The 21235-nt window shown below is 62.8% G+C and carries 17 protein-coding genes; 5 read left to right on the top strand and 12 right to left on the bottom strand.

The window, feature by feature from the left end; translation table 11 throughout:
* Positions 1-189 precede the first annotated feature (189 nt).
* The 5 genes from CRD59_RS01325 to aroC all read right to left on the bottom strand — a co-directional run bounded on the left by CRD59_RS01325 (position 190) and on the right by aroC (position 7980).
* Positions 190-1851 carry a CTP synthase gene (locus CRD59_RS01325; RefSeq protein WP_113852786.1) on the bottom strand — a complete coding sequence of 554 codons (1662 nt, stop codon included), beginning with the start codon at positions 1849-1851 and terminating at the stop codon, positions 190-192.
* A gap of 150 nt (positions 1852-2001) precedes the next feature.
* A complete protein-coding gene (locus tag CRD59_RS01320; RefSeq protein ID WP_113852785.1) occupies positions 2002-4569 on the bottom strand; it encodes an excinuclease ABC subunit UvrA in 2568 nt (855 codons plus the stop codon).
* Positions 4569-5045, bottom strand: coding sequence for a type II 3-dehydroquinate dehydratase (locus CRD59_RS01315; RefSeq protein ID WP_113852784.1), 477 nt, complete (start codon positions 5043-5045; stop codon positions 4569-4571). The genes CRD59_RS01320 and CRD59_RS01315 overlap by 1 nt, the downstream gene beginning before the upstream one ends.
* Before the next feature lie 110 nt (positions 5046-5155).
* The gene (locus CRD59_RS01310; protein ID WP_113852783.1) at positions 5156-6781 is read right to left on the bottom strand and encodes a bifunctional shikimate kinase/3-dehydroquinate synthase; all 1626 of its coding nucleotides are present in this window, start codon (positions 6779-6781) and stop codon (positions 5156-5158) included.
* Positions 6778-7980: a chorismate synthase gene (gene aroC / locus CRD59_RS01305; protein ID WP_113852782.1), complete on the bottom strand. Its 1203-nt coding sequence runs from the start codon at positions 7978-7980 to the stop codon at positions 6778-6780. The genes CRD59_RS01310 and aroC overlap by 4 nt, the downstream gene beginning before the upstream one ends.
* A gap of 48 nt (positions 7981-8028) precedes the next feature.
* Here aroC and CRD59_RS01300 point away from each other — a divergent pair, with 48 nt between their 5' ends.
* Positions 8029-8520 (top strand): peptidase A24, encoded by a 492-nt coding sequence (locus tag CRD59_RS01300; RefSeq protein WP_113852781.1) that lies wholly within the window; start codon positions 8029-8031, stop codon positions 8518-8520.
* An 81-nt stretch (positions 8521-8601) separates the two neighbouring features.
* Here the strand turns inward: CRD59_RS01300 and mltG are convergent, their stop codons facing one another.
* The 7 genes from mltG to rpsD form a co-directional block, all read right to left on the bottom strand.
* Entirely contained in the window at positions 8602-9777 is a 1176-nt protein-coding gene (gene mltG, locus CRD59_RS01295; protein WP_113852814.1) for an endolytic transglycosylase MltG, read from the bottom strand.
* A gap of 10 nt (positions 9778-9787) precedes the next feature.
* Positions 9788-10273 carry a Holliday junction resolvase RuvX gene (gene ruvX, locus CRD59_RS01290; protein WP_113852780.1) on the bottom strand — a complete coding sequence of 162 codons (486 nt, stop codon included), beginning with the start codon at positions 10271-10273 and terminating at the stop codon, positions 9788-9790.
* 10 nt (positions 10274-10283) lie between these two features.
* On the bottom strand, positions 10284-12962 hold the full coding sequence (gene alaS / locus CRD59_RS01285) for an alanine--tRNA ligase (RefSeq protein ID WP_113852779.1): 2679 nt from the start codon (positions 12960-12962) through the stop codon (positions 10284-10286).
* A gap of 114 nt (positions 12963-13076) precedes the next feature.
* Positions 13077-13325, bottom strand: a complete 249-nt coding sequence (locus CRD59_RS01280) for a hypothetical protein (RefSeq protein WP_113852778.1) — start codon at positions 13323-13325, stop codon at positions 13077-13079.
* The gene (locus CRD59_RS01275; RefSeq protein ID WP_113852777.1) at positions 13325-13726 is read right to left on the bottom strand and encodes a DUF948 domain-containing protein; all 402 of its coding nucleotides are present in this window, start codon (positions 13724-13726) and stop codon (positions 13325-13327) included. The genes CRD59_RS01280 and CRD59_RS01275 overlap by 1 nt, the downstream gene beginning before the upstream one ends.
* A gap of 77 nt (positions 13727-13803) precedes the next feature.
* The gene (locus CRD59_RS01270) at positions 13804-14475 is read right to left on the bottom strand and encodes a histidine phosphatase family protein (protein WP_113852776.1); all 672 of its coding nucleotides are present in this window, start codon (positions 14473-14475) and stop codon (positions 13804-13806) included.
* 88 nt (positions 14476-14563) lie between these two features.
* Complete coding sequence (gene rpsD, locus CRD59_RS01265) at positions 14564-15190, bottom strand: 30S ribosomal protein S4 (RefSeq protein ID WP_113852775.1); 627 nt, start codon at positions 15188-15190, stop codon at positions 14564-14566.
* Positions 15191-15568: 378 nt separating this feature from the next.
* Here rpsD and CRD59_RS01260 point away from each other — a divergent pair, with 378 nt between their 5' ends.
* The 4 genes from CRD59_RS01260 to CRD59_RS01245 all read left to right on the top strand — a co-directional run bounded on the left by CRD59_RS01260 (position 15569) and on the right by CRD59_RS01245 (position 21206).
* Positions 15569-16393: a TetR/AcrR family transcriptional regulator gene (locus tag CRD59_RS01260; protein ID WP_113852774.1), complete on the top strand. Its 825-nt coding sequence runs from the start codon at positions 15569-15571 to the stop codon at positions 16391-16393.
* Between the two features lie 177 nt (positions 16394-16570).
* On the top strand, positions 16571-17893 hold the full coding sequence (locus CRD59_RS01255) for an MFS transporter (protein ID WP_113852773.1): 1323 nt from the start codon (positions 16571-16573) through the stop codon (positions 17891-17893).
* A 624-nt stretch (positions 17894-18517) separates the two neighbouring features.
* Complete coding sequence (locus tag CRD59_RS01250; protein ID WP_236632654.1) at positions 18518-19816, top strand: nucleobase:cation symporter-2 family protein; 1299 nt, start codon at positions 18518-18520, stop codon at positions 19814-19816.
* 151 nt (positions 19817-19967) lie between these two features.
* Entirely contained in the window at positions 19968-21206 is a 1239-nt protein-coding gene (locus tag CRD59_RS01245; RefSeq protein WP_113852771.1) for a CAP domain-containing protein, read from the top strand.
* Positions 21207-21235 lie beyond the last annotated feature (29 nt).

Raw genomic sequence — 21235 nt, 5'->3', positions numbered from 1 at the left:
CACGGCACCACCCAGACCCACGCAACCCACCGCGGCCGGGGAGTCGGAAACCTGTCGATCGGCCACACACCCGCCGCCACACCGGCGGCGGCGCGTCCCGCCGCCCCGGGCGGGGCGCGCGGCGCCGGGGGGGCCCGGGCGGCGGGGGGGGGGGGGGGGGTGGGGGGGGGGGGGGGGGGGGGGGGGGGGTCAGTGGCGGCCGGCCTCGTGCTCCAGGCTGGCCTTGACCAGGCCGGCGAAGAGAGGATGGGGCTTGGTGGGACGGGACTTGAATTCGGGGTGGGCCTGCGTGCCTACATAGAAGGGGTGAACCTCCCGGGGCAGCTCCACGAACTCGGTCAATTCACCGTCCGGACTGGTGCCCGAGATAGACAGACCAGCCTTCACCAGACGATCCTTGTAGTCCACATTGACCTCATAGCGATGGCGGTGACGTTCGCTGACATGGGTGGAACCATATAGGCCGGCGACCAGGGAGTCTTTCCTGAGGACCGCGGGGTAGGCACCCAAACGCATGGTGTGACCCATATCGCCCCGGCCCGCCACAATCGATTTCTGCTCCTCCATCGTAGCGATGACCGGGTTGGCGCAGTCGGGCTCGAACTCCGAGGAGTTGGCATCCTCCAAGCCCAGGACGTGGCGGGAGTACTCGATGACCATGGACTGCAGACCGAGGCACAGGCCCAATGCCGGCAGCTTGCGCTCGCGGGCGAAGCGCAGGGCTCCGATCTTGCCTTCGATGCCGCGGATGCCGAAACCACCCGGAATCACGATGCCATCAACGTCCTTCAGGGCCTGCTCGGCCCCTTCCAGGGTCTCGCAGCGGTCAGCGGCGATCCACTTGACGTTGACCTTGGCCCGGTTGGCGAAGCCGCCTGCTTTGAGAGCCTCGGAGACCGACAGGTAGGCGTCCGGCAGGTCGATGTACTTGCCCACGATCGCCACGTTCACCTCGGACTTGGGATGGTGGACGCGCTCCAGCAAATCGTCCCACTCGGCCCAATCGACATCATGGAAGGGCAGCCCCAGCTTGCGCACCACGTAGGCATCCAGGCCTTCGTCATGCAGGATCTTGGGGACGTCGTAGATCGAGGGTGCGTCCACACAGTTGACCACGCCCTCCTCGTCCACATCGCACATCAGGGAGATCTTGTCCTTGATGGACTGGTTCAGGGGGCGGTCGGAACGCAGGACCAGGGCGTCGGGGGCGATTCCCAACTGACGCAGGGCCATCACCGAATGCTGGGTGGGCTTGGTCTTGAGCTCGTGCGCGGAGGCGATGTATGGGACCAGTGAAACGTGGACGAACATGCAGTTGTCGGCGCCGATGTCGCGTCGGACTTCACGGGCGGCCTCCATGAAGGGCTGGGATTCGATGTCGCCGACGGTGCCGCCGATCTCGGTGATGATGACATCCACGTCCTCTGATGCCTGGGCGCGCATACGGCTCTTGATCTCATTCGTGATGTGGGGTATGACCTGCACACACTGACCCAGGTATTCTCCGGCCCTTTCCTTGCGCAGGACCTCCTGGTAGATCTGACCGGTGGTCACATTGGCCTTCTGGCTCAGGAAAATGTCGAGGAAACGCTCATAGTGGCCGATGTCCAGGTCGGTCTCCGCCCCGTCCTCGGTCACGTATACCTCACCGTGCTGGAAGGGGTTCATGGTGCCAGGATCGACGTTGATGTACGGATCGAGCTTCTGTTGGAGGACACGGATGCCCCGGCTGCGCAGGAGCCTGCCGAGGGAGGAGGCGGTGAGGCCTTTGCCGAGGGAGGATACGACGCCGCCGGTGACGAAAATGTGCTTGGTGACGTGCTCTTGGGAATTTCCATGTTGTCTGACCATGGAACTTTAATTTATCATCCACAGGCGACGTATACGGGCCTTGGGGCCGGCAGCTGAATACAGCTGCCACGGACCCCCTCTCCCGCTTGGCCGCGTCATCTGACACGCCGGGTAATCGCGTCCAGGCGGACGGATGTCCGGACATTCGCGTCAGTCCTGCTGGGACAGGTGCTCAGCCAGGTAACGGGCGGTGAGACCGGAACCATCCCTGACCAGCCGGTCCGGGCTGCCGCTGTCAACAATCCGGCCGCCCTCCTGACCGCCGCCAGGGCCCATGTCGATCACATAGTCGGCGTTAGCGATCATATCCAGGTCGTGTTCGATGAACACCACAGTCGCGCCGCCGTCGACCAGCCGCTGGAGGACGCCGATCAGCGTGCGCACATCCAACGGATGCAGGCCGGTGGTGGGCTCGTCGAGGATGAACAGGGTGCTGGATTGGCGCTTGCCCAGCTCATTGGACAGCTTCAGGCGCTGGGCCTCGCCGCCAGAGAGTGAGGGAGTGTCCTCGCCGAGCTTTAGATACCCCAATCCCAAGTCACACAGGGTTGCAAGGGATTTGTGGATGCGCCCGAAAAGGCCTCTGCCATCGCCGGAGAATGCATCCCGAGCTTGGCTGACATCCATATCGAGCAGCTCCGGCAGGCTCATCGGAGCCGGGTGCGCACTGGTCGACAGGGTGATGTCGCCGGCCTCCGACTTGTAACGGCTTCCCCTGCAGACCGGACAGGTGATGGTCACATCCGGAAGGAACTGCACATCAAGGCTGATCTGCCCGGTCCCGTCGCACTGGGGGCAGCGCAGGGAGCCGGTGTTGTAAGAGAAGTCCGACAGCTTGAGCCCCCGCTCCCTGGCATGGTCGGTGGAGGCGAACGCCTTGCGCAGCATGTCCATGACAGAGCTGTAGGTGGCCACAGTGGAACGCACATTGATGCCGATCGGCGAGGAATCCACCAACCGCACCCGCTCGATGCCCGATGGCTCCACACCGGTGACATGCTCCGGCAGCCGCCGACCCTCCCCCGCCGCCTCCAGAGCAGGCAGCAGTGATTCCAGAACCATGGTCGTCTTCCCCGAGCCGGATACGCCAGTCACCGCTGTCATCCGCCCACGCGGGATCGCCACGTTCAAAGGATGAACCGTATGGATCGGGCCGGTCTCCATGCGAATCCATCCGTCGCCGCCGACCTTGGGCAGCGTTTGCCGCCGTCGGACCAGGACCCTCTCGCTGCCGTGAAGGAATCCGGCGATTCTGGAATCGGGTGCGGCTTCGATTTGCGCTGGGCTGCCCTGGGCGATGACCCGTCCACCCAGACGGCCCGCACCGGGCCCCATCTCTATGAAATAATCCGCCGCCTTGAGCACACGCACATCGTGGTCCACGAAGACCACCGAGTTCCCAGCCGCCATCAAATCCCGCATGACCCCAATCAGCCCTTCGATGTTGGCCGGATGCAGGCCGGTGGACGGCTCGTCGAGCACGTACAGGACGCCTGTGGTTTCATTGCGCACGGCCCGGGAGAGTTGCGAGCGCTGGCGTTCGCCCGTGGACAGGGAGGCAGAGGAACGGTCCAGGGTCAGGTAGCCCAGCCCAAGCTGCATGAGGCGGCGTCCCATGTCCGCCAGCGCATCCACGAGATTCCTGGCCATGGGACGCATGTCCTCGGGGAGAGCTTCGGGCACACCAGGCGCCCAATCGAGGATCTGCCGCAGGGACCACGCCGTCACCTCGGCGAGGTTGCGCCCCTGGATGCGCGGCGCACGCGCGGCGGGTGACAGACGGGATCCGCCGCAGTCCGGGCAGGTGCGTTCGATCAGGAATTTGGACACCTTCGCCAGCCGCTTGTCGTCGCTGGCCCGATCCAGCTCCTTGGTCACGGTCAGGCGGGCGTTGCGGAAGGTGAAATCCAGCTCATGCACACCTTTGACCGAAGTGATGGTGATATGCTTCTTCTCTTCCGGGCCGTTGAACACAATCTCGCGCTCGCGATCGGTCAGTTCACGGAAGGGCACGTCGATACGCACACCGAATTCCCGTACGATGTCGGGCTGCACATTGAACCCGAAGGTGCGCCAGGGCACCACAGCCCCCTGGTCGATGGTCATTGACTCATCCGGGACCAGGGCGGCGTCGTCGACCTCGTGGATCGTGCCGGTGCCCTGGCAGGCAGGACAGGCGCCCAGAGAGTTGAAGGCCAGTTCCTCGGCCGATGGAGGCGAGACCTGGGCACCACAGACCGGACAGACAATGGGGATCTCGGCGGCCACTTTCATCGTCGGCTCCACATAGTGCCCGTTGGGGCATCGGTGGGAAGCCAGACGCGAGAACATGAGCCGCAGGACGTTGAGGAGTTCGGTCGAGGTGCCAAAGGTGGAGCGCATGCCGCCCACACCTGGGCGCTGCCTGAGTGCCAGGGCGGGAGGCAGGAAACGCACCGCATCCACCTGCGGCCGCTCGGCCTGGGTCATCCGCCGGCGGGTGTAAGTGGACAGGGCGTCCAGATAGCGTCGGGAGCCCTCTGCATAGAGCACACCCAAGGCCAGCGACGATTTTCCCGAGCCGGAGACACCGGCAATGCCTACCAGGCGATTGAGCGGGATTCGCAGGGAAATATCTTGCAGATTGTGGACGCGGGCCCCTTCCACTTCTATCGCCTGGGGTGGTCGACTGACCTGGAACGTTCCCCCTTGGGTGGAGGTCTGCGCATTCGCGCTCATCAATCCATGCCTTCCTTCTCCTTCAAAATGTGAGCAATCGCCTCAAGGGCGAGCTTATAACCGTAAAAACCCATGCCGGTGATGGTTCCTGTCGCCACCGGCGAGATGACGCTCAATCGGCGGAAGGCCTCCCGTGAAGCCGGATTGGAGATATGGACCTCCATCAAAGGCAGTCCCGCATCGCCCACCTGGGCGGCCGCGTCAGCCAGTCCATAGGAGTAATGGGTGAAAGCGGCGGGATTAATCACCACCGGGGTGCGCTCATCCACGGCCCGATGCATCCAGCCTATGACCTCACCTTCGTCGTCGCTTTGCCGCACTTCGACCTTCAGACCGAGCGCCTCGCCCCAGGCGCGGCATTCCAGGGTCAATGCCTGCAGGTCCTGGTGTCCGTAGACATCAGGCTCACGCACACCCAGCCTGCCGAGGTTGGGCCCATTGACCACCACGACCCCAACGCCATCGTATGCCGTCATTCCGATGCCTCCATTCATGTCCGTGTCCCGTCCCTGAACAACCGGACCGCTCGCAGGCCATAGCCGCATATGACCAGTCACATGCAGCCGTGGCCGCGCATCGTCCCACCTTACTTTCGAATCCGCTCGAACGCTTCGCGCACCGCGTCCTCTGGCGGATCATCCAGGTGGGTCGGGTGGCCCCGCCCATCCAGGATGATGAAGCGCAGCTTATCCCCCCTGGCCTTCTTGTCCCGGTGCATAAGGTCCAGGACCCGCTCCCAGGAGCCACCGGACCAGGAGGTCCGCAGGCCCAACGCCTCAACGAGCTCACGGTGCTCGACCACCAGGTCACGCTCCGCGTATCCCAGAATGGAAGAGAGTTCGGCGGCGAAAACCATGCCGACGGCCACCGCCTGCCCATGCCGCCAGGAGAAATGCTCGACCTGCTCGATCGCGTGCCCCAGTGTATGTCCATAGTTCAGGAATTCGCGGGGCCCGGACTCCCGCAAGTCCAGGGATACATAACCGGCTTTGACGGTGACGGAACGCTCGACCAGCTCACCAGGCACCTCTTCGATCCACTCGTCCGACTCCCGGCCGGTGAAACCGCGCAACTCGTCCCTGTGGGCCCAAAGCAGATCCAGGATGGACTGGTCCATGATGAAACCGCACTTGACCACCTCGCCCAGCCCTTCGACGAAGATCTCCCTGGGCAGGGTTCGCAGGGTCTTCAGATCGGCCAGGACGCCCCGAGGGGTGTAGAAGGCCCCCACCAGGTTCTTGCCTTGCGGCGTGTTCACTCCGGTCTTGCCACCGGCAGAAGCATCGACCATGGCCAACAACGAGGTGGGGCAGTTGACGTAAGGGATGCCGCGCATCCATGAGGCGGCAACGAATCCCGCCAGGTCCGTAGCTGCTCCCCCACCCAGACCCACGACTGCATCCGAGCGGGTGAACCCATCCTCAGCCAGACGATTCCAGACACCGTCGGCCACCTGAACGGTCTTTCCTGCTTCCGCATCCGGAATCGTGATATCCGAAACCCGGTATCCCCCCTGGCGGAGGAGGGCCCTGGCATGGTCGGCGTGGCGCTGGACCGGGCGTGTATGGATCAGCGCCACCCGCAGGACCTGCTCGCCGAGCAGGGTCCTCAAGCGGGAGCTGACTCCCGGTCCGATACGCACGTCGTAAGGGTCGGACCCGGTAATATGGACCAACCGTTCATTGAGAGCCTCAGCCAGGCGACCGGCCATGGCCTTGGGACTGCTGCCATATGAGGGCAGGCTGATGGTGGCCAGGCTCTCATAGATCGGCCGACGCTCCTCGTAGAGCCGCTTCCATCGGCCTATGGCGTCCCGGGCAAGCAAGGGCCTCTTGGACCCATGGGCGGCGCGTGCGGCCGCCTCATCCGGATCGGCGTCCAGGTAGATGATCACACCTCCCCGGCCTCGATATGCCATCAGCCCTTCATAGACTTCTGTGGTCATCGGCGATCCGCCACCCAGCGCAAAGAGCCCACCATTGAACCCCTTGAGCAAGCGGCATACCACCTCCTGCTCGACCCTACGGAAAGCGGGCTCCCCGTCAGTCTCCATGATCTCTGCAATCGAGCGTCCGGCTACACGTTCGACCTCCTGGTCCGCATCCTTGAAAGGCATGTCCAGGATTCCCGCCGCCATCCGCCCCACGCGGGTCTTACCGGCCCCAGGCATGCCGATAATCACAGCCCGGGGGCCGGCCTTCCCCGCGCTCATCTCAAGCCCTCCGGCCAGGAGGCCAGGTAGGCGCGCGCATTGCGGGAAAGCTCCTCGACCGAATCGCCACCGAACTTCTCCAGGGCGAACCTGGCCAAAGTCAGCCGCATCATGGCCTCCCCGATGACCGCAGCCGCAGGGACAGCCGTGGTGTCCGACCGCTGATTGATGGCAGTGGCGGCCTCGCCGGTCAGCACATCCACCGTGCGCAGGGCCCGCGGTATGGACGAAATGGGTTTCATGGCAGCCCTGACCCGGATGGGCTCACCATCCGACATTCCGCCCTCAATGCCCCCGGCCCTGTTCGTCAGACGGCCGATCCGTCCATCGGGCCCGGTCACGATCTCATCATGGGCCGCCGAACCCGGCCTGGATGCCTCGGCGAACCCATCACCGATCTCCACACCCTTGATTGCCTGGATACCCATGAAAGCTGCAGCCAGGGCCGCGTCCAGGCGGCGGTCCGCCTCCACATGCGTGCCCAGACCGGCCGGGACCCCATAGGCAATGACTTCAAAGACCCCGCCGAGCGTGTCCGCATCGGACTTGGCCCGGTCAATCCGCTCGATCATCCGCGCTTCGGCCGCCTGGTCAAGGGTACGTACCGGTGAAGCGTCAAGAGCCTCCAGATCCGCCGGCCCGGGCAGGCCGGCCCCCTCATCGCCGGCTTCTACGCCTACACCACCGATTGAAAGCACATGGGAGACGGTCTTGATGCCCAGGGATTGGTCGAGCATCTTGGCGGCTATGACACCCAGTGCCACACGGGACGCTGTCTCTCGTGCGGAGGAACGTTCCAGGATCGGCCGCGCATCGTCAAACCCATATTTGCGCATGCCGGTCAGATCAGCGTGCCCTGGTCTGGGACGGCTGAGCGGGGCATTCCGCCCCTGCCTAGGCAGTGACACACCTTCGGGCAGCGGATCGGCGCTCATCACCTTGGTCCACTTGGGCCACTCGGTATTGCCGATTTCGATGGCCACCGGCGACCCGAGCGTGCGCCCATGGCGGACGCCCGTCAGCAGACGCACCCGATCCTGCTCGAAGTTCATGCGTGCGCCCCGGCCGTAACCCAACCGTCTGCGCGCCAGGGCCGCTGATATGTCGTCGCTGCTCAGCTCCACACCGGCCGGCACCCCCTCGACCATGGCTATCAGGGCCTCGCCGTGCGATTCACCTGCGGTCTGCCAGCGGAACATGTGCTCTCCTTTTGGTCTCTCACAGCTTCTTGTTGTATATCTTAGAAGATGGTCTACCTTGTACCTTTGCCCGGTCTCTTCATCGTGTGCGCCCTCGCCGTCGAGGATGCGCGTTCAAGACGGGTCCCCCGTCTGGGGGTGCTTGCTGGTGTCATCATCCAGCTCATCGCACTGCTCGTGTTCTGTGCGGTGGGAGACCAGGGACTGTGGCCGATCATACTGGCCCTGGCCGTTGGCCTGTCCGCTACCCTGGTCCAGACGGCCCTGGCCGTGGCGAAACCCGGTTCATTAGGCCTGGGCGATGTAACGGCGACCGCTGTAGCCGGTCTCTCATTGGGGCTCCTGGGTTGGCGCACAGCGTTGGTGTGGTGGGTGCTCATGGGAGCAATCGGTCTGCTGGCACTGGCAATACACACCCGCCGGCAGGCCGGCAGAATCCCACGAGGCGGACACGGGACCGATCCCGGGATCCCTTTCGTGACCGTCATCGCTGCGGCTGCCCTTCTGGCCGATGCGGCAGCGTGGTACTGGTCCCTGTGACCGCTGTCCAGTAGATGAGACTCTGGCAGGCGGGCCACAGCCGGACGGGCCACCTGCCTGCATCCCATCATTGTGAGGCACTCATTGGCTATGCCGGGATTCCCACTGCTTGTACTCGTTGGCGAATGCGTCGAATTCGGAGGAGGATGAGGTGAACTTCGTCTCGCCGGTGTCCATGTTGACAGTCACGAAGTAAAGCCAGTCCCCCGGCTCCGGGCTCATGGCGGCCCGTATGGCCTGATCGCCGGCATTGCCGATCGGTGTGGGAGGCAGTCCTTGGTGGACCCTGGTGTTGTATGGGTCCGAGCTGTCGTTGAGCATGTCGTTGGTCAGGTTGAGGGCCGAGACGTTCTTACTGTATGCCACGGTAGAGTCCATGCCCAGGCTCATTCCCTTGTCCAGTCGGTTGTCAATCACGCGCGAGACCTTGCCGTAATATTCGGATTTGTTGACCTCGGCCTCGGTTATGGAGGCTATATTCAGGATTTTCTCCCGGTCCGCCCCCTGCGGCACGCCCAGCTTGTCCAATTTCTCCACGCGTTTATCGACCATGGTCCTCAGGATGTTCCCTGCGGACTTCATCTTCTTCACGTCATAGGTGCCTGGCTCGAACCAACCTTCGAAACTGCCCGAGGCCTCAGCAGGCAGGACACCGGCACCTTGGCCGTTCACGATCGCGTCGAAATCATCCTTGCTGACGCCCGAAATCCGCGCGGCCCGCTCAATCACATCGCGTGAACGGTCACCGGCCCTCACTTGGAGGAAACCGCCGGCCTGTTTGGGATCGGTCAGGATGGCCGCGGCATCCGACGCTTTCATGTGCCGTTTGAGCCCAAAGGTACCCGGTTGAATCTGAGCGGAAGAGCCGGCGTTGACGACGGCCTGCAGGAAAGCATCAGCGGATTTGACGACATCCGCCTTGACGAGATTGCTTGCGATCCGATCGGTGCCTTGACCGGATTCGACCGTGAACTCGACGCTGCCGCTGCCCGGACCGGGCCAGTCAGCAGCCACGCTCTTGGTGGGTTCGATCCGGGACGGGGCGTGACGCACATAGTTGAGCGTGGCGAACACGCAGGCAAGGGCCACTATCGCAGCGGCAAGCGCGATGAGCATATGCACCCTACGGCGGCGTCTGGTCAGCTTACGAACCTGCCGCATCTGCCGGCGGGAGCTTGGCGGAGGCGGCGGGGCCAAGGAGGGGACGGGCTCACCGTCACCCACCCACTGCACCTGGCTCGCGAAGAAGTCATGCATGTCGTCAGCTTCAGCCAATATCGCTCCTCATCGTGGCCGCTGCCTCATCCAAGGCGGCCTGCAGCAAGAGGACCGCCGATTGCTGGTCCACCATCGGCCTGTGGTGCCGTCCGCCTACCCCGGCAGCGGTTAACTGCCGGTGTGCGCTGACAGTGGTCAGACGCTCGTCGCGCAACTCCACTTGCGGCACGAGCGGCAACGCCAACTCACCGTCCATGGCAAGCGACTCCATCCTGTGCCGCAGGGCCTTCGCCCATCGCCTCGCCTTCTTGGCCGAACGGCCCTCCTGGCCATTCAGCAGCAGGGGCAGCCCCACTATGATGCGCGCCGCGGATTCATCCTCCGCCAGTTCAATCACCTCGTCCAGGGCCTGGAAGTAGTCTCCGTAGACGGCGATGTTACCGGCAGGATTGGCCACAGTCAACTCAGGGTCGGACAAGGCCATGCCGACCCGAGCCTCGCCCAGGTCCACCCCCATCCATCGTGTTCCGGTCATGGGCGGCCCCTCAGCTCCTCATGACCTGATTGCTCAAGGTCTCCAGGGCTTGGTCGATCTTCGAGGCATCCTGGCCTCCGCCCTGGGCGAAGTCGGGCTTTCCGCCGCCGCCACCACCGAGCATCTTCGATGCGCCGCGTACGAGGTCTCCGGCTTTGAGCCCCATCTTGCGGGCCGGGCCGTTCGTAGCCACGAGGACTATCGGTTTACTATCCTCATTGACCCCTGCCAGGGCGACCACCGACGGCACCTCATCGCCCAGTCGGGCCCGAACCTGGCTGGCGGTCTTGCGCAGGACATCGACCGATCCGAAGTGCCCCACATTCTTTACCGCCAATCTGACCGGCGCATCCGATGCTTTCGCCTGATCCACCAGGGCCGGCACGGAGCGGGAGAGCTGGTCCTCGTAGACCTGTGCCAGACGGCGGTCGGATTCCTTGAGCTTGGCCAACAAGGCGGAGACCCGCTCGGCCAGGTCATCGGGTGCAGCCCCCAGCTTGTCCGATAGCTGGGATACCAGGGTGTGCTCGCGGGCGTTGTACTCGTATGCCCCCTGTCCAACGACCGCATCCACCCTTCGTACGCCACTGCCCACAGAGGCTTCGGACATGATGGTCACAGCGCCGATCTTGCCCACTCGGTCCACATGGGTTCCCCCACACAGCTCTCGCGACCAGCCGTCCTCACCGATCGTGACCACGCGCACGATATCGCCGTATTTCTCCCCGAACAAGTGCATGGCACCGAGGGCGATCGCGTCATCGAACTTCATTTCCTTGGTCGTGACCGACAAATCGTCGCGGAGACGGTCGTTGACCCGCGCTTCGACCGCATCCATGGCCTGGTGCGAGGGGGCCTTAGCCCACTGGAAGTCGAAACGCAGCCGGTTGGGCGCATCTTCTGAACCGCGCTGCGTCGCCTGGGGGCCCAATTCCTCCTGCAAGGCCTTATGCACCATGTGCGTGGCGGTATGCGAGCGGGCGATGGCACCTCGACGGTCAGGATCTATGGATGCCGTCACCTGATCGTCCAGAGTCAGCGTGCCCTCCGTCAGGCGGCACTGATGGGCGATCAGACCCTTGACTGGTTTCTGAACGTCGTCCACCTCCAGCACCGCCCCATCGTCGGAGAGAATCTCTCCCTGGTCGGCCAACTGTCCGCCGGCCTCGGCGTAGAAGGGGGTACGGTCCAGGATAACTTCGAGTGAGGCGGGTGCCTTTGCGACCGGCACGGCACCTTTGCCTTCCTGGATGATGCCGATGACCCTGGAACGTGAGGACAGGTCGGTGTACCCCAGGAACTCGATCGGGGCTTTCAGATCCTTCTTGATGTCGTCATAGACGGACAGGTCCACGTTGTGGCGCTTCTTCAACGCATCGGCACGGGCACGGTTTTTCTGCTCGTTCATGAGCTCGCGGAACTTGGCTTCATCCACTTTGACGCCCTGCTCGGCAGCCATCTCCAGGGTCAGCTCAATGGGGAACCCGTAGGTGTCATGGAGGGTGAACGCATCCTGGCCTGAAACAACCCGCTCTTTGCCCTGCTTGGCCTTGGATACGGCTACATCCAATATGGTCGTGCCATTCTCCAGGGTGCGGCGGAAGGCATCCTCCTCGCCGCAGGCCGCCTCACATACCTCCTTGAAGCTGCCGTTGAGCTCCGGGTATGAGGGGGCCATGGCCTCCTTCGAGACCGGGAAGAGCGTAGGCAGGACGGGGTCGGTCACGCCCAGCATACGCATGGATCGTACGGTGCGGCGCAGGAGCCGGCGCAGTACGTAACCGCGCCCCACGTTCGAGGGACGGACGCCGTCGCTCATGATCATCAGGGCCGAGCGCACATGATCCGCCACCACGCGTAGCCGCACATCGGCTTCCTCGTTCTCACCATAGCGATGGCCGCTCATGCGTTCGGCGACTGCGATGACCGGATAGACCTCGTCGGTCTCATAGATGTTCTGCTTACCCTGAAGCAGGTAGGCCAGGCGCTCCAGGCCAGCCCCGGTGTCAATGTTCTTGTGCTGCAGTTCACCGACGATGTGCAGGTCTGTCTTGGACTTGACATTGTCCACCTGGTAGTTTTCGAACACCAGGTCCCAGATCTCGATATAGCGGTTCTCATCGGCCGAGGGACCGCCCTCCTTGCCGTATTCCGGTCCGCGGTCCACATAGATCTCCGAGCAGGGGCCGCCTGGACCAGGGCCTCCGGTGGTCCAGAAGTTGTCCTCCATGCCCAGGATCTCCATGTGGGCGGGATCGAACCCCTCGTTCTTCCATATGGAACGGGCTTCCTCGTCGTCGGTGTAGGTGGTGACCCACAGCTTCTCCGGATCGAAGCCATAGCCTCCTTGGCTCTGTGGGGCGGTCAGCAGGGTCCAGGCAAAGTGGATGGCCTCCTCCTTGAAATAATCTCCGAAGGAGAAGTTGCCCAGCATCTGGAAGAAGGTGCCATGCCGGGTGGTCTTGCCCACTTCGTCGATATCCAGCGTGCGCACACACTTCTGGTTGGAGGTCATGCGGGTGGCCGGAGGGGTCTGCTCCCCCATCAGATAGGGGATGAAGGGCACCATGCCCGCGATGGTGAACAGAATCGTCGGGTCGGAGGAGATCAGGGAGGCGGAGGGCTGGACCAGATGCCCCTGGCCCTCGAAGTAGTTGAGGAAGCGTGACGCTATTTCGGATGTTCGCATGGGTTTTATAGTGCTCCTTGCAGGGTCGGCCCTGCTCATTGCTGGATTGGCAAAGTCTTCAATGGCTGTCTTCGATGACCGCTGCCGGGCCGGGCCGTGGTACCCGGAAACCCGTCAATGCCGTGCACTCCTGGCCCGGTCAATGTACCGACGGTTCAGTTCTTCCTCACGGCTGTCCATGATGGTGCGGAACTGGCCCCAGAGACTGGAAAGGGTCCGCTCTGCCACATGATCCTGGTCGGTCCCGAGTACGAACTCACGAGCGGATTTCGGGGTGTTCGCACGGACATAGGCCTCGGCCTTGGCGGCGATCACGACACCGATGACGACACCGCCACCTATCCATATGACTCTTTTGAACATCACACCCCCCAGTTTTCCGTGTCGCCCTGCCCTTGGACCGCGTGCCTGCCGCCGGAGAAGAAGGAACGAAGAGTGACGCGCAAGGCGTAGATGCCCGCAGCCAGCTTGATCAGGGGCTTACCGAGCATCGAACCGTACAGGTCCGATAGGGCGCCTACATTGTCAGCGGTCGTCGAAGCGGCAGCGGAAATTCGGTTGACGTCCTTGAGCGACTGGTTGACCTGGCGCACCGTCGTGGCTGACTCATCGATGGCAGGCATCGCATGGACACCGGTCTGCCGCACTGTATCGGCGATCTGGTCGAAGAGCTTGCCCAGACGGATCAGCGGGTATATGAGGAACCCCGCGAGAATCGCAAAAGCGATCGCCGCTATCAGACCTGCAATCTGGCCCACATCCATCTTGTAACCTCTTTCCCAGCTGACTCATACATTCGCCAAGGCTAGCACGCGGGCCGTATACAGTGCGTCCACCCCACTCACTGATTGTAGGAGACCACCTCAATGGACCGCTCGAAGGGCGCTGCGGTATCGTAATCGAACACAGTGACCGATCCGTTGGTCGGGCGCTCGCTCAGATCGTAGCCGTCACCTGCGAATCGGTGCATCATGCTCAGCAGGGAATTGCCGTGCCATACCAGGAGTACACGGTCCCCATCCCGGAGCGTACCGTCCTGCGCCAGCAGACGGAAGCCACCCTCGACCCGCCTCCAGTATTCCTGGTCATCCTCCGCGTCATGGAAGGGATCGGCCTGCTTGAGGAAGTCTCGGGTCGCGCCAAGACCGAATTCATCCACAATCCCCTGGTAGCTGGGAGCCCCATGCGGTGCGCCTGCCGCCCACCAGGCCAGCCCCATATCCTGACCCTCGTAGTAGCCGTAGAACTGCTCACGGAAATTCATGGCGGTGCGCAGTGTCGGCCTTGGGGCAGACGCTTGGTTGAGGTCCAGGATGCGTTCTGCGGTCGCCCTGGCGCGGGTGGTGTCCGAGCTGTAGGCGGCTTGGAAAGCGACCCCCTCCAGCTTTCGCCCAGCCCGCTCGGCGTCGGCCAGCCCGCGCTCGGTGAGCGGCGAATTAGACCAACCCTGAAGGCGGTTGTAACGGTTGAAATAGGTCTGCCCATGGCGGACCGCATAGATATGGAGCACCATGCCCCCTATTATCGCACTGGTTTCCCGACATGGAAAAGCCCCGCAGCACAAGGCTGCGGGGCTCGGTACGAAGGTGGAACCGCCGCGCTCAGCGAGCGTAGAACTCGACCACGTACTGGATGTTGACCTGAACCGGAATCTCGTCGATCTTGGGCTCGCGGGTCAGTGTGGCCTTGAGGGAGGCCAGGTCCACGTCCAGATATCCGGGGACCGCGGGAAGCACATCGCGGTGGACACCCTCGGCTGCAATCTGGAAGGGCACTGTGGTCTGACTCTTCGGCTTGACCTGGATGGTCTGGCCGGGCTTGACACGGTAGGAGGGGCGATCGACGATATTGCCGTCGACCATGATGTGACGGTGAACCACGTACTGACGGGCCTGCGCTGTTGTGCGGGCGATGCCAGCCCGAAGGACCAGGGCGTCCAGACGGGACTCCAGGTCACGCATCATAGCGTCGCCGGTCTGGCCCGACTCCTTGGTGCCGCGTTCATAGGCGGCACGCAGCTGCTTCTCGGACACGCCATACTGGGCCCGCAAACGCTGCTTTTCACGCAGGCGGACCGCATAATCGGACTCGGTGCGGCGGCGGGTACGGCCATGCTCACCGGGTGCGTAAGGCCGCTTCTCGAACAGGCGCTGGGCCTTCGGGGTCAGCGGGATGCCCAGGGCGCGCGACAGGCGGACCTGCCGGCGTGAGCGCTGAATGTTCGTCATACTCATTCCTTCATCTATTCTGTCGTTATCTGAACGCAGACGGCTTGCGCCGCCGAGTCAGGCCTCTCCAATGCTTGGCCGTGCTGTGCACGAACGACCTTGCGGCCGCCGACCCATTGACGGGCTGAGACTCCAGATAGGCACCTGCGAACATGCAGGTACCGATGAATAATCATTGCACATGCCACGGACCTTCCGAATGCCGCCTTGGTGGGACAGACCCTTCCCTCCATTCGACAGCGCACCGGTAGCCGGCCGGAAGAGGCTTTCATCGAGCCGAGTTGTCATGGATCCGCGAAAACGCTACTATACATACCAACAGTATGTATAAAGCGAAGCGGCAATACCGCATAGTAGCCATTGCGAAACGAGGCCCCCATGGCACGGAACGCACACCCCGAGGAGACCGTTGAGAAAATACTCGATGTAGCCACCGGGCTTTTCCTGGACCAGGGATACGACGATACGAGCATGCAGGACATCATCGAGCACCTGGGTGGTCTGAGCAAGGGGGCGATCTACCATCATTTCTCCTCCAAGGAGGACCTGTTCGACGCTGTCGTCAACCGCATCTTCGCCCGCGTCAGCCCGGACAAGGCGAGCCGCTGGCAAAGCTACGGAGGGCAGGACGAGGACCTCCCCCACGAAGGGAAGGAAGGCCCGACAGGGTTGGAACTACTCCAGCGCGAACACGACGTGGACGTGGTCGCCCCCCAGATGGAGGCGATCGCACCGATCATGCGCTCCATCAAACCCGAACGCAACCCGAAACTCATCGGCATGCAGTTCCTGGACCTGCTCGAATCAGCCCGGACCACCATGAGCCAGGTCTTCATCCAGGGCGCCAAGGACGGTTCCATGCAGGTCAAGCACCCCCTGCAGGTCGCAGAAGTGCAGATGCTCCTGGCCAACATGTGGCTCTATCCCCTCTTCGAGGACGGCTCTGCGGAAGAGCTGCGGGCCCGGACCGATGTCTATCTGACCATTCTGGAAGCCCTCGGCGCACCAGTGGTTGACCGGGGGCTGAGCGATCTCCTGGCCTCCTATGGCAACGATGCCCCAGCACGGCGGACGAAACGAGGGCCCCGGACCGAGACCCGGCCACCGACCGCATCCTCCTCCAGCGGACGGAACATGTCAGTCCCCTCTCCATCGACCACCGATCGGGGCCGCCATCCCGGCCATCAGCGAACAGCGCACTGAAGGCAACCCATACTTCCGGGTCCTCACATTCCGGCTCGGAGCAACCAGCGCATAGCAGAAAGGAATTCGCATGTCGTTATTTACATACCGACCGTCGGTATATATATTGAACGGATCTCTTCCCCCGTCCCCCGTTACCACCCAATCCCGGTCACTCACACCGTCCAGGAGCCTGTCATGAACGCCAAATCACCCACCGCCCGCACCGGTGGCGTCTTCACCGCCCCGTTCATCTGCCTGCTGGTCACCGAAGCCCTATCCTCCCTCGGTCAGGCGACACTCACCTTCGCCCTCCCCCTCCGTCTGCTCAACGTCACCGGCTCGGCTTCCCTCTACGGCCTGGTCACCGCCCTGGCCATGGTCCCCTCGGTGCTGCTCACCCCGATCGGCGGCGCCATGGCGGACCGGTTCGACAAGCGTCGGGCCATGGCCCTGCTTGACTTCCTCACCGCAGCGACGGCCGCCGCCTACCTGGGACTGGCCCGCCACCTGGACCCGGTCGCGCTCACCATAGCGACCATGATGGTCGTCTATGGCCTCCACGCCCTCTACAGCCCCACCGTCCAGGCCACGGTTCCCTTCATAATGGACACCAAACAGGACGGGGAGAGCGAACGCCTGACCACGGCCACCGCCTTGATCACCCAGGTCAACTCCCTGACCACCATGATCGGCCCGGTGTTCGCTGGCATGCTCCTGGGCTTTGAAGGCATCGGGGCGGTGGCCGGCATGGCCATGAGCACCTGCGCGCTCTCCTCACTCTGGATCCTCCTGGCACTGCGGATCCCCCATGCCCTTGCAGAGAAACAGGTCGCGACGCTGGAAGCCCCCCGAACCCCCCTGAAGACCCTCTTGTCGGATTTCATCCAGGTCGCACGCTTCCTGCGCGGCCGGCGGCCCCTGATCTCCGTCAACATCCTGATCACCGTCGCCAACTTCGTCTTCTGCGCCTTCCTGAACGTAGCCCTGCCCTATGTGGTGACCCACCTGCTGGGCCTGAGCAACCAGATGCAAGGGCTGGCCGAGGGCGCGATTGCCGCGGGTGGCCTGGCCGGTGCGGTCGTGGTCTCCGCTCGGCCGGCCTGGTTCTCGATTGCCCACACACCAGCCCTCCTGCTCGCTTGCAGCCTGTGCCTTCCTCCCACGGCGTTGACCCTGGCCCTGGGCGCACCAGCGCCCGCCTCCTATCTGGTTCTGGTCGCCGCCACGGCCTGTGCCATGGGACTCATCCAATGCATATCCGTCACCGTCATCTCCTACGAGCAGACGCGCACGCCCAGTGGGTTGGTCGGCAAAGTGATCGGTCTGACGATGTGCCTGGCCATGGCCGCCATGCCGCTCGGCCAGGCAGCCTATGGACTTCTGATCGACTATCTGCCCATGCCGGCCATTATGGCAGTAGTTACGGGCCTTATGTGCCTGACGGCAATCTACACCCACGGTCCGCTGGCGAACGGGGATGCCGGAGTCCGTCAGTCCGGAGCGGCCAGGAACCGTTGAAAGCGTATGGCACCCCTGGGAAGAGGTCAGTGTAGACTCTCAGCCTATCGGGAACTGTTACGCCCTCTCAGGCACCACACTCCCCAGCCCGACCATCCTTAAACGTCCAGTCCTCATCCACCACACCACCGCACGGATTGGAACGGTGAGAACAATATGCTGACAGGTATACGTGTTCGGCGGCGCTGTTACGGATTCCACATCTGCCATGCCTACGCGGACTATCCCACGGATCGGGATGCAGCTGCCCCTTTTGCCGTTACGGTCCACATCCCGCAGCAGGACTCCCTGCCGACCAACCAGGGATCACAGAAGGTTACGCATCACAGTGGCAGCTGGTATTCTCCCCCACCCTTCCCTTACGTAGCGGAAGCGCGGCCGCCTCCCGGCACCTCGGTTGGAGACCGGCGAAATGCGGCATCGCGACATGACCTCAGGACCGAATGCGGCCCTTCGAACAAGCGACGCGGACAGAGAAATCACTGCATATAACGGATGGACGATAAGAGAGCAGATGCAATGAGCAGATTGCGCATTACAAGACCGGCTTCGAAGAAGGAAGGGACACGGATGGAGGGGCATACACCCACCGGCGGTCAATCCGCGGCACATGCCCTACGGGAGATGGACGGGCAGATCTCCTTCTGGCGCGGACTGCCCTTCGGCCTGCAGCATGTGATGGCCATGTTCGTAGCCAATCTGGCTCCTGTTTTCCTGGTCGCCGCTGCGGCCCGATTGAGCCCGGAGCAGTCGGCCACCGTCATCCAGAACGGCTTGCTGGTGGCCGGCCTGGGAACATGCCTCCAGCTTTACCCGCTTTGGCGGATCGGGGGCCGTCTGCCGATGGTCACCGGCATCTCCTTCACCTATGTGGCCGCCGCCGTCACTATCGTCGCACATCAGGGCTATGGGGCGGTGGTCGGGGCGGTCCTGGCAGCCGGATTCGTGGAATTGATCCTGGGTCTGACAGCGGACCACTGGCACCGCTTCGTACCACCAATCGTATCGGCCGTCGTCGTCACCTCGATAGGATTCTCCCTGCTGTCGGTTGGCGCACAATCCTTCGGCGGGGGTGCCGGAGCCAAGGACTTCGGCTCATGGAGCAACCTGATCCTCGCCACGGTGTCCCTGGTCGCGTGTCTGGCCTTCCAACTCCTGGCCCGAGGCACCGCGAAGCAGCTTTCTGTCCTCTTCGGTCTGGTCGTGGGCTATCTGCTGGCTCTGGCCATGGGAAAGGTCGACCTCTCCGGTTTTCGGAACCTGCAGGTACTCTCCATACCTCACTTCATGCCATTCAAACCAGTCTTCGATCCCGGAGCGATCATCTCCTTCGCGCTGCTCTACCTCGTGTCCTCCGTGGAGGTCATCGGCGACACGACAGCCCTGTGCAGGGTCGGTTTGAACCGAAGGCCCACGGCAGCGGAGACGAGTGGCGCCATAGCCGGAGACGGAGCGATCTCCATCGTCTCCGGCGCCTTCGGGAGCTTGCCTCTGACCTCGTTCGCGCAGAACATCGGTCTTATTGCCATGACCAAGGTCGTCAACCGCAAGGTCATCCTCTCCGGCGGGCTGATCCTCGTACTGGCCTCGTTCATGCCCGGCTTCGCCGCGCTGTTCAATTCGCTCCCCCAGGCTGTCCTCGGGGGCTGCACGATCATGATGTTCGGCAACATCATCCTCTCCGGCTTCCAGATGATTGCCGAAGCCGGATTCAGCCAGCGCAACATCACGATCGCAGCCCTGGCACTGACCGTCGGCATCGGCTTCACCCAGGTGCATGAGATCTTCGCCGCCTTCCCACCCCTGTTCCAGTCCATCTTCTCCACCAACTGCATAGCCGTGGCCTTCGTGGTTGCGGTCATCGCCAACCTTGTCCTACCTGGGGAGGAGCATTTCCTGGCATCCGCCTCTGATGAGGACTGATACGGTGCACCTTCCGTCCAATCCGTGACCCATGACATATGGTTTCGTATTCAGCTAAGATACAGGTCAGGGGATAAGGATAAGCAGGCCAAGAGGTGAAACCGCGTTGGCCCGATTGCTTTGCGTATCAGGAAGAGATAAGGAAGAACACATGGGGTCAACTAATGCCCGGAGGCTGATCAGATTGGGATTGGCCTTTGCCATAACCGGCGTGATCGCCCTAGGCGCGACAGCTCCGGCCAGGGCGGACCAGAGCGCCGAACTTGCTGCACTCAAGGAACAACTGAAAACCGCGTCGCAGACCCTGGACCAGGCCAAGGCCGACCTGAAAGCCAAGCAGGACGCCGTCGGCCAGGTCAATACCCTAAAGAACGAAGGCACTGCGGGCTTTTTCAAATATGTCGGAGCCACGGGCGCATACAAGATCCTGACCGACCCGGCTGTCAGCGGCAAACTCAGCGCAGCCATCAGCCTTGGCTCTCCAGACGATGCCACAAACCTTGCCAATATGGATGCCACGATACAATACATGAAAAAATGCAACGACCTACGCAGAGCAGAGGGCAAGAGTGAACTCCAGGTCTCCGACACGTTGATGGCCGTCGCCCAAGCCGACACAGACTGGTCATCGACCCACACCGAACACGCCCTCCTCTTCAGTGTCGGCGAAAACCTCTCCTGGAACGCGGCTGACCCCTTCCAGGGCTGGTACACACAAGAAAAGGCCAACCACGAATTCAACAACGCACACCCCGACCAGCCCCACATGCAGGATGGGCACTATCTGAATATCATCAACGGATCCTACGCGATCACCGGTTTCGCCATCCATCGCAACTCCCAGAACAGGTACGGTGGCAACACTTACGGCCAGACCTTCTCCTTCGGGAACCAAGGTGGTCTGACCCGATCAGGCATCAATCCGGACATGACAGGCTCAAGGACAAGATCGATTGACGACTACGTCGCAGACATCCGGTCGTATCAGGCTTTCCTGGCAGCCCCGACGGCAAACCTGTCAGTGGCCCAGCAGGCCGTGGAAACAGCCCAGAGGTCGTATAACGGCATCCTGGCCAGGATCCAAGCGTTGGCTTCCCAGCAACCTCAACCCAACCACACCAGCCAGGCGGGACGCCCCCCGCAACAGGCCTCACATGGCGCACTTCCCTCATCAACCGCCGCATCGCATGCAACGCCGAACTACAGGAACGTCGCCGACCCAATGGCAGGACAATCCCTTCCGGGCCACGTCCCGTCAGCCACAGGTCGTCTTGGTTTGGCTCGCACAGGTGCCAATGTATTCGGTGTGGCCGCCATAGGTGTCGGCCTATGCATGGCGGCTGGCGGCGCTTTGACACTTAGATCTCAGACCGCCCGTCATAAGGCGTAAAGGCGAAGCACCAACCACGAGTCTGTGGG

The organism is Bifidobacterium xylocopae (assembly GCF_003315615.1).
Taxonomy (GTDB): domain Bacteria; phylum Actinomycetota; class Actinomycetes; order Actinomycetales; family Bifidobacteriaceae; genus Bombiscardovia; species Bombiscardovia xylocopae.
Note: the sequence above shows the minus strand (reverse complement) of the source record. Positions and strands in the feature narration are given on the sequence as shown.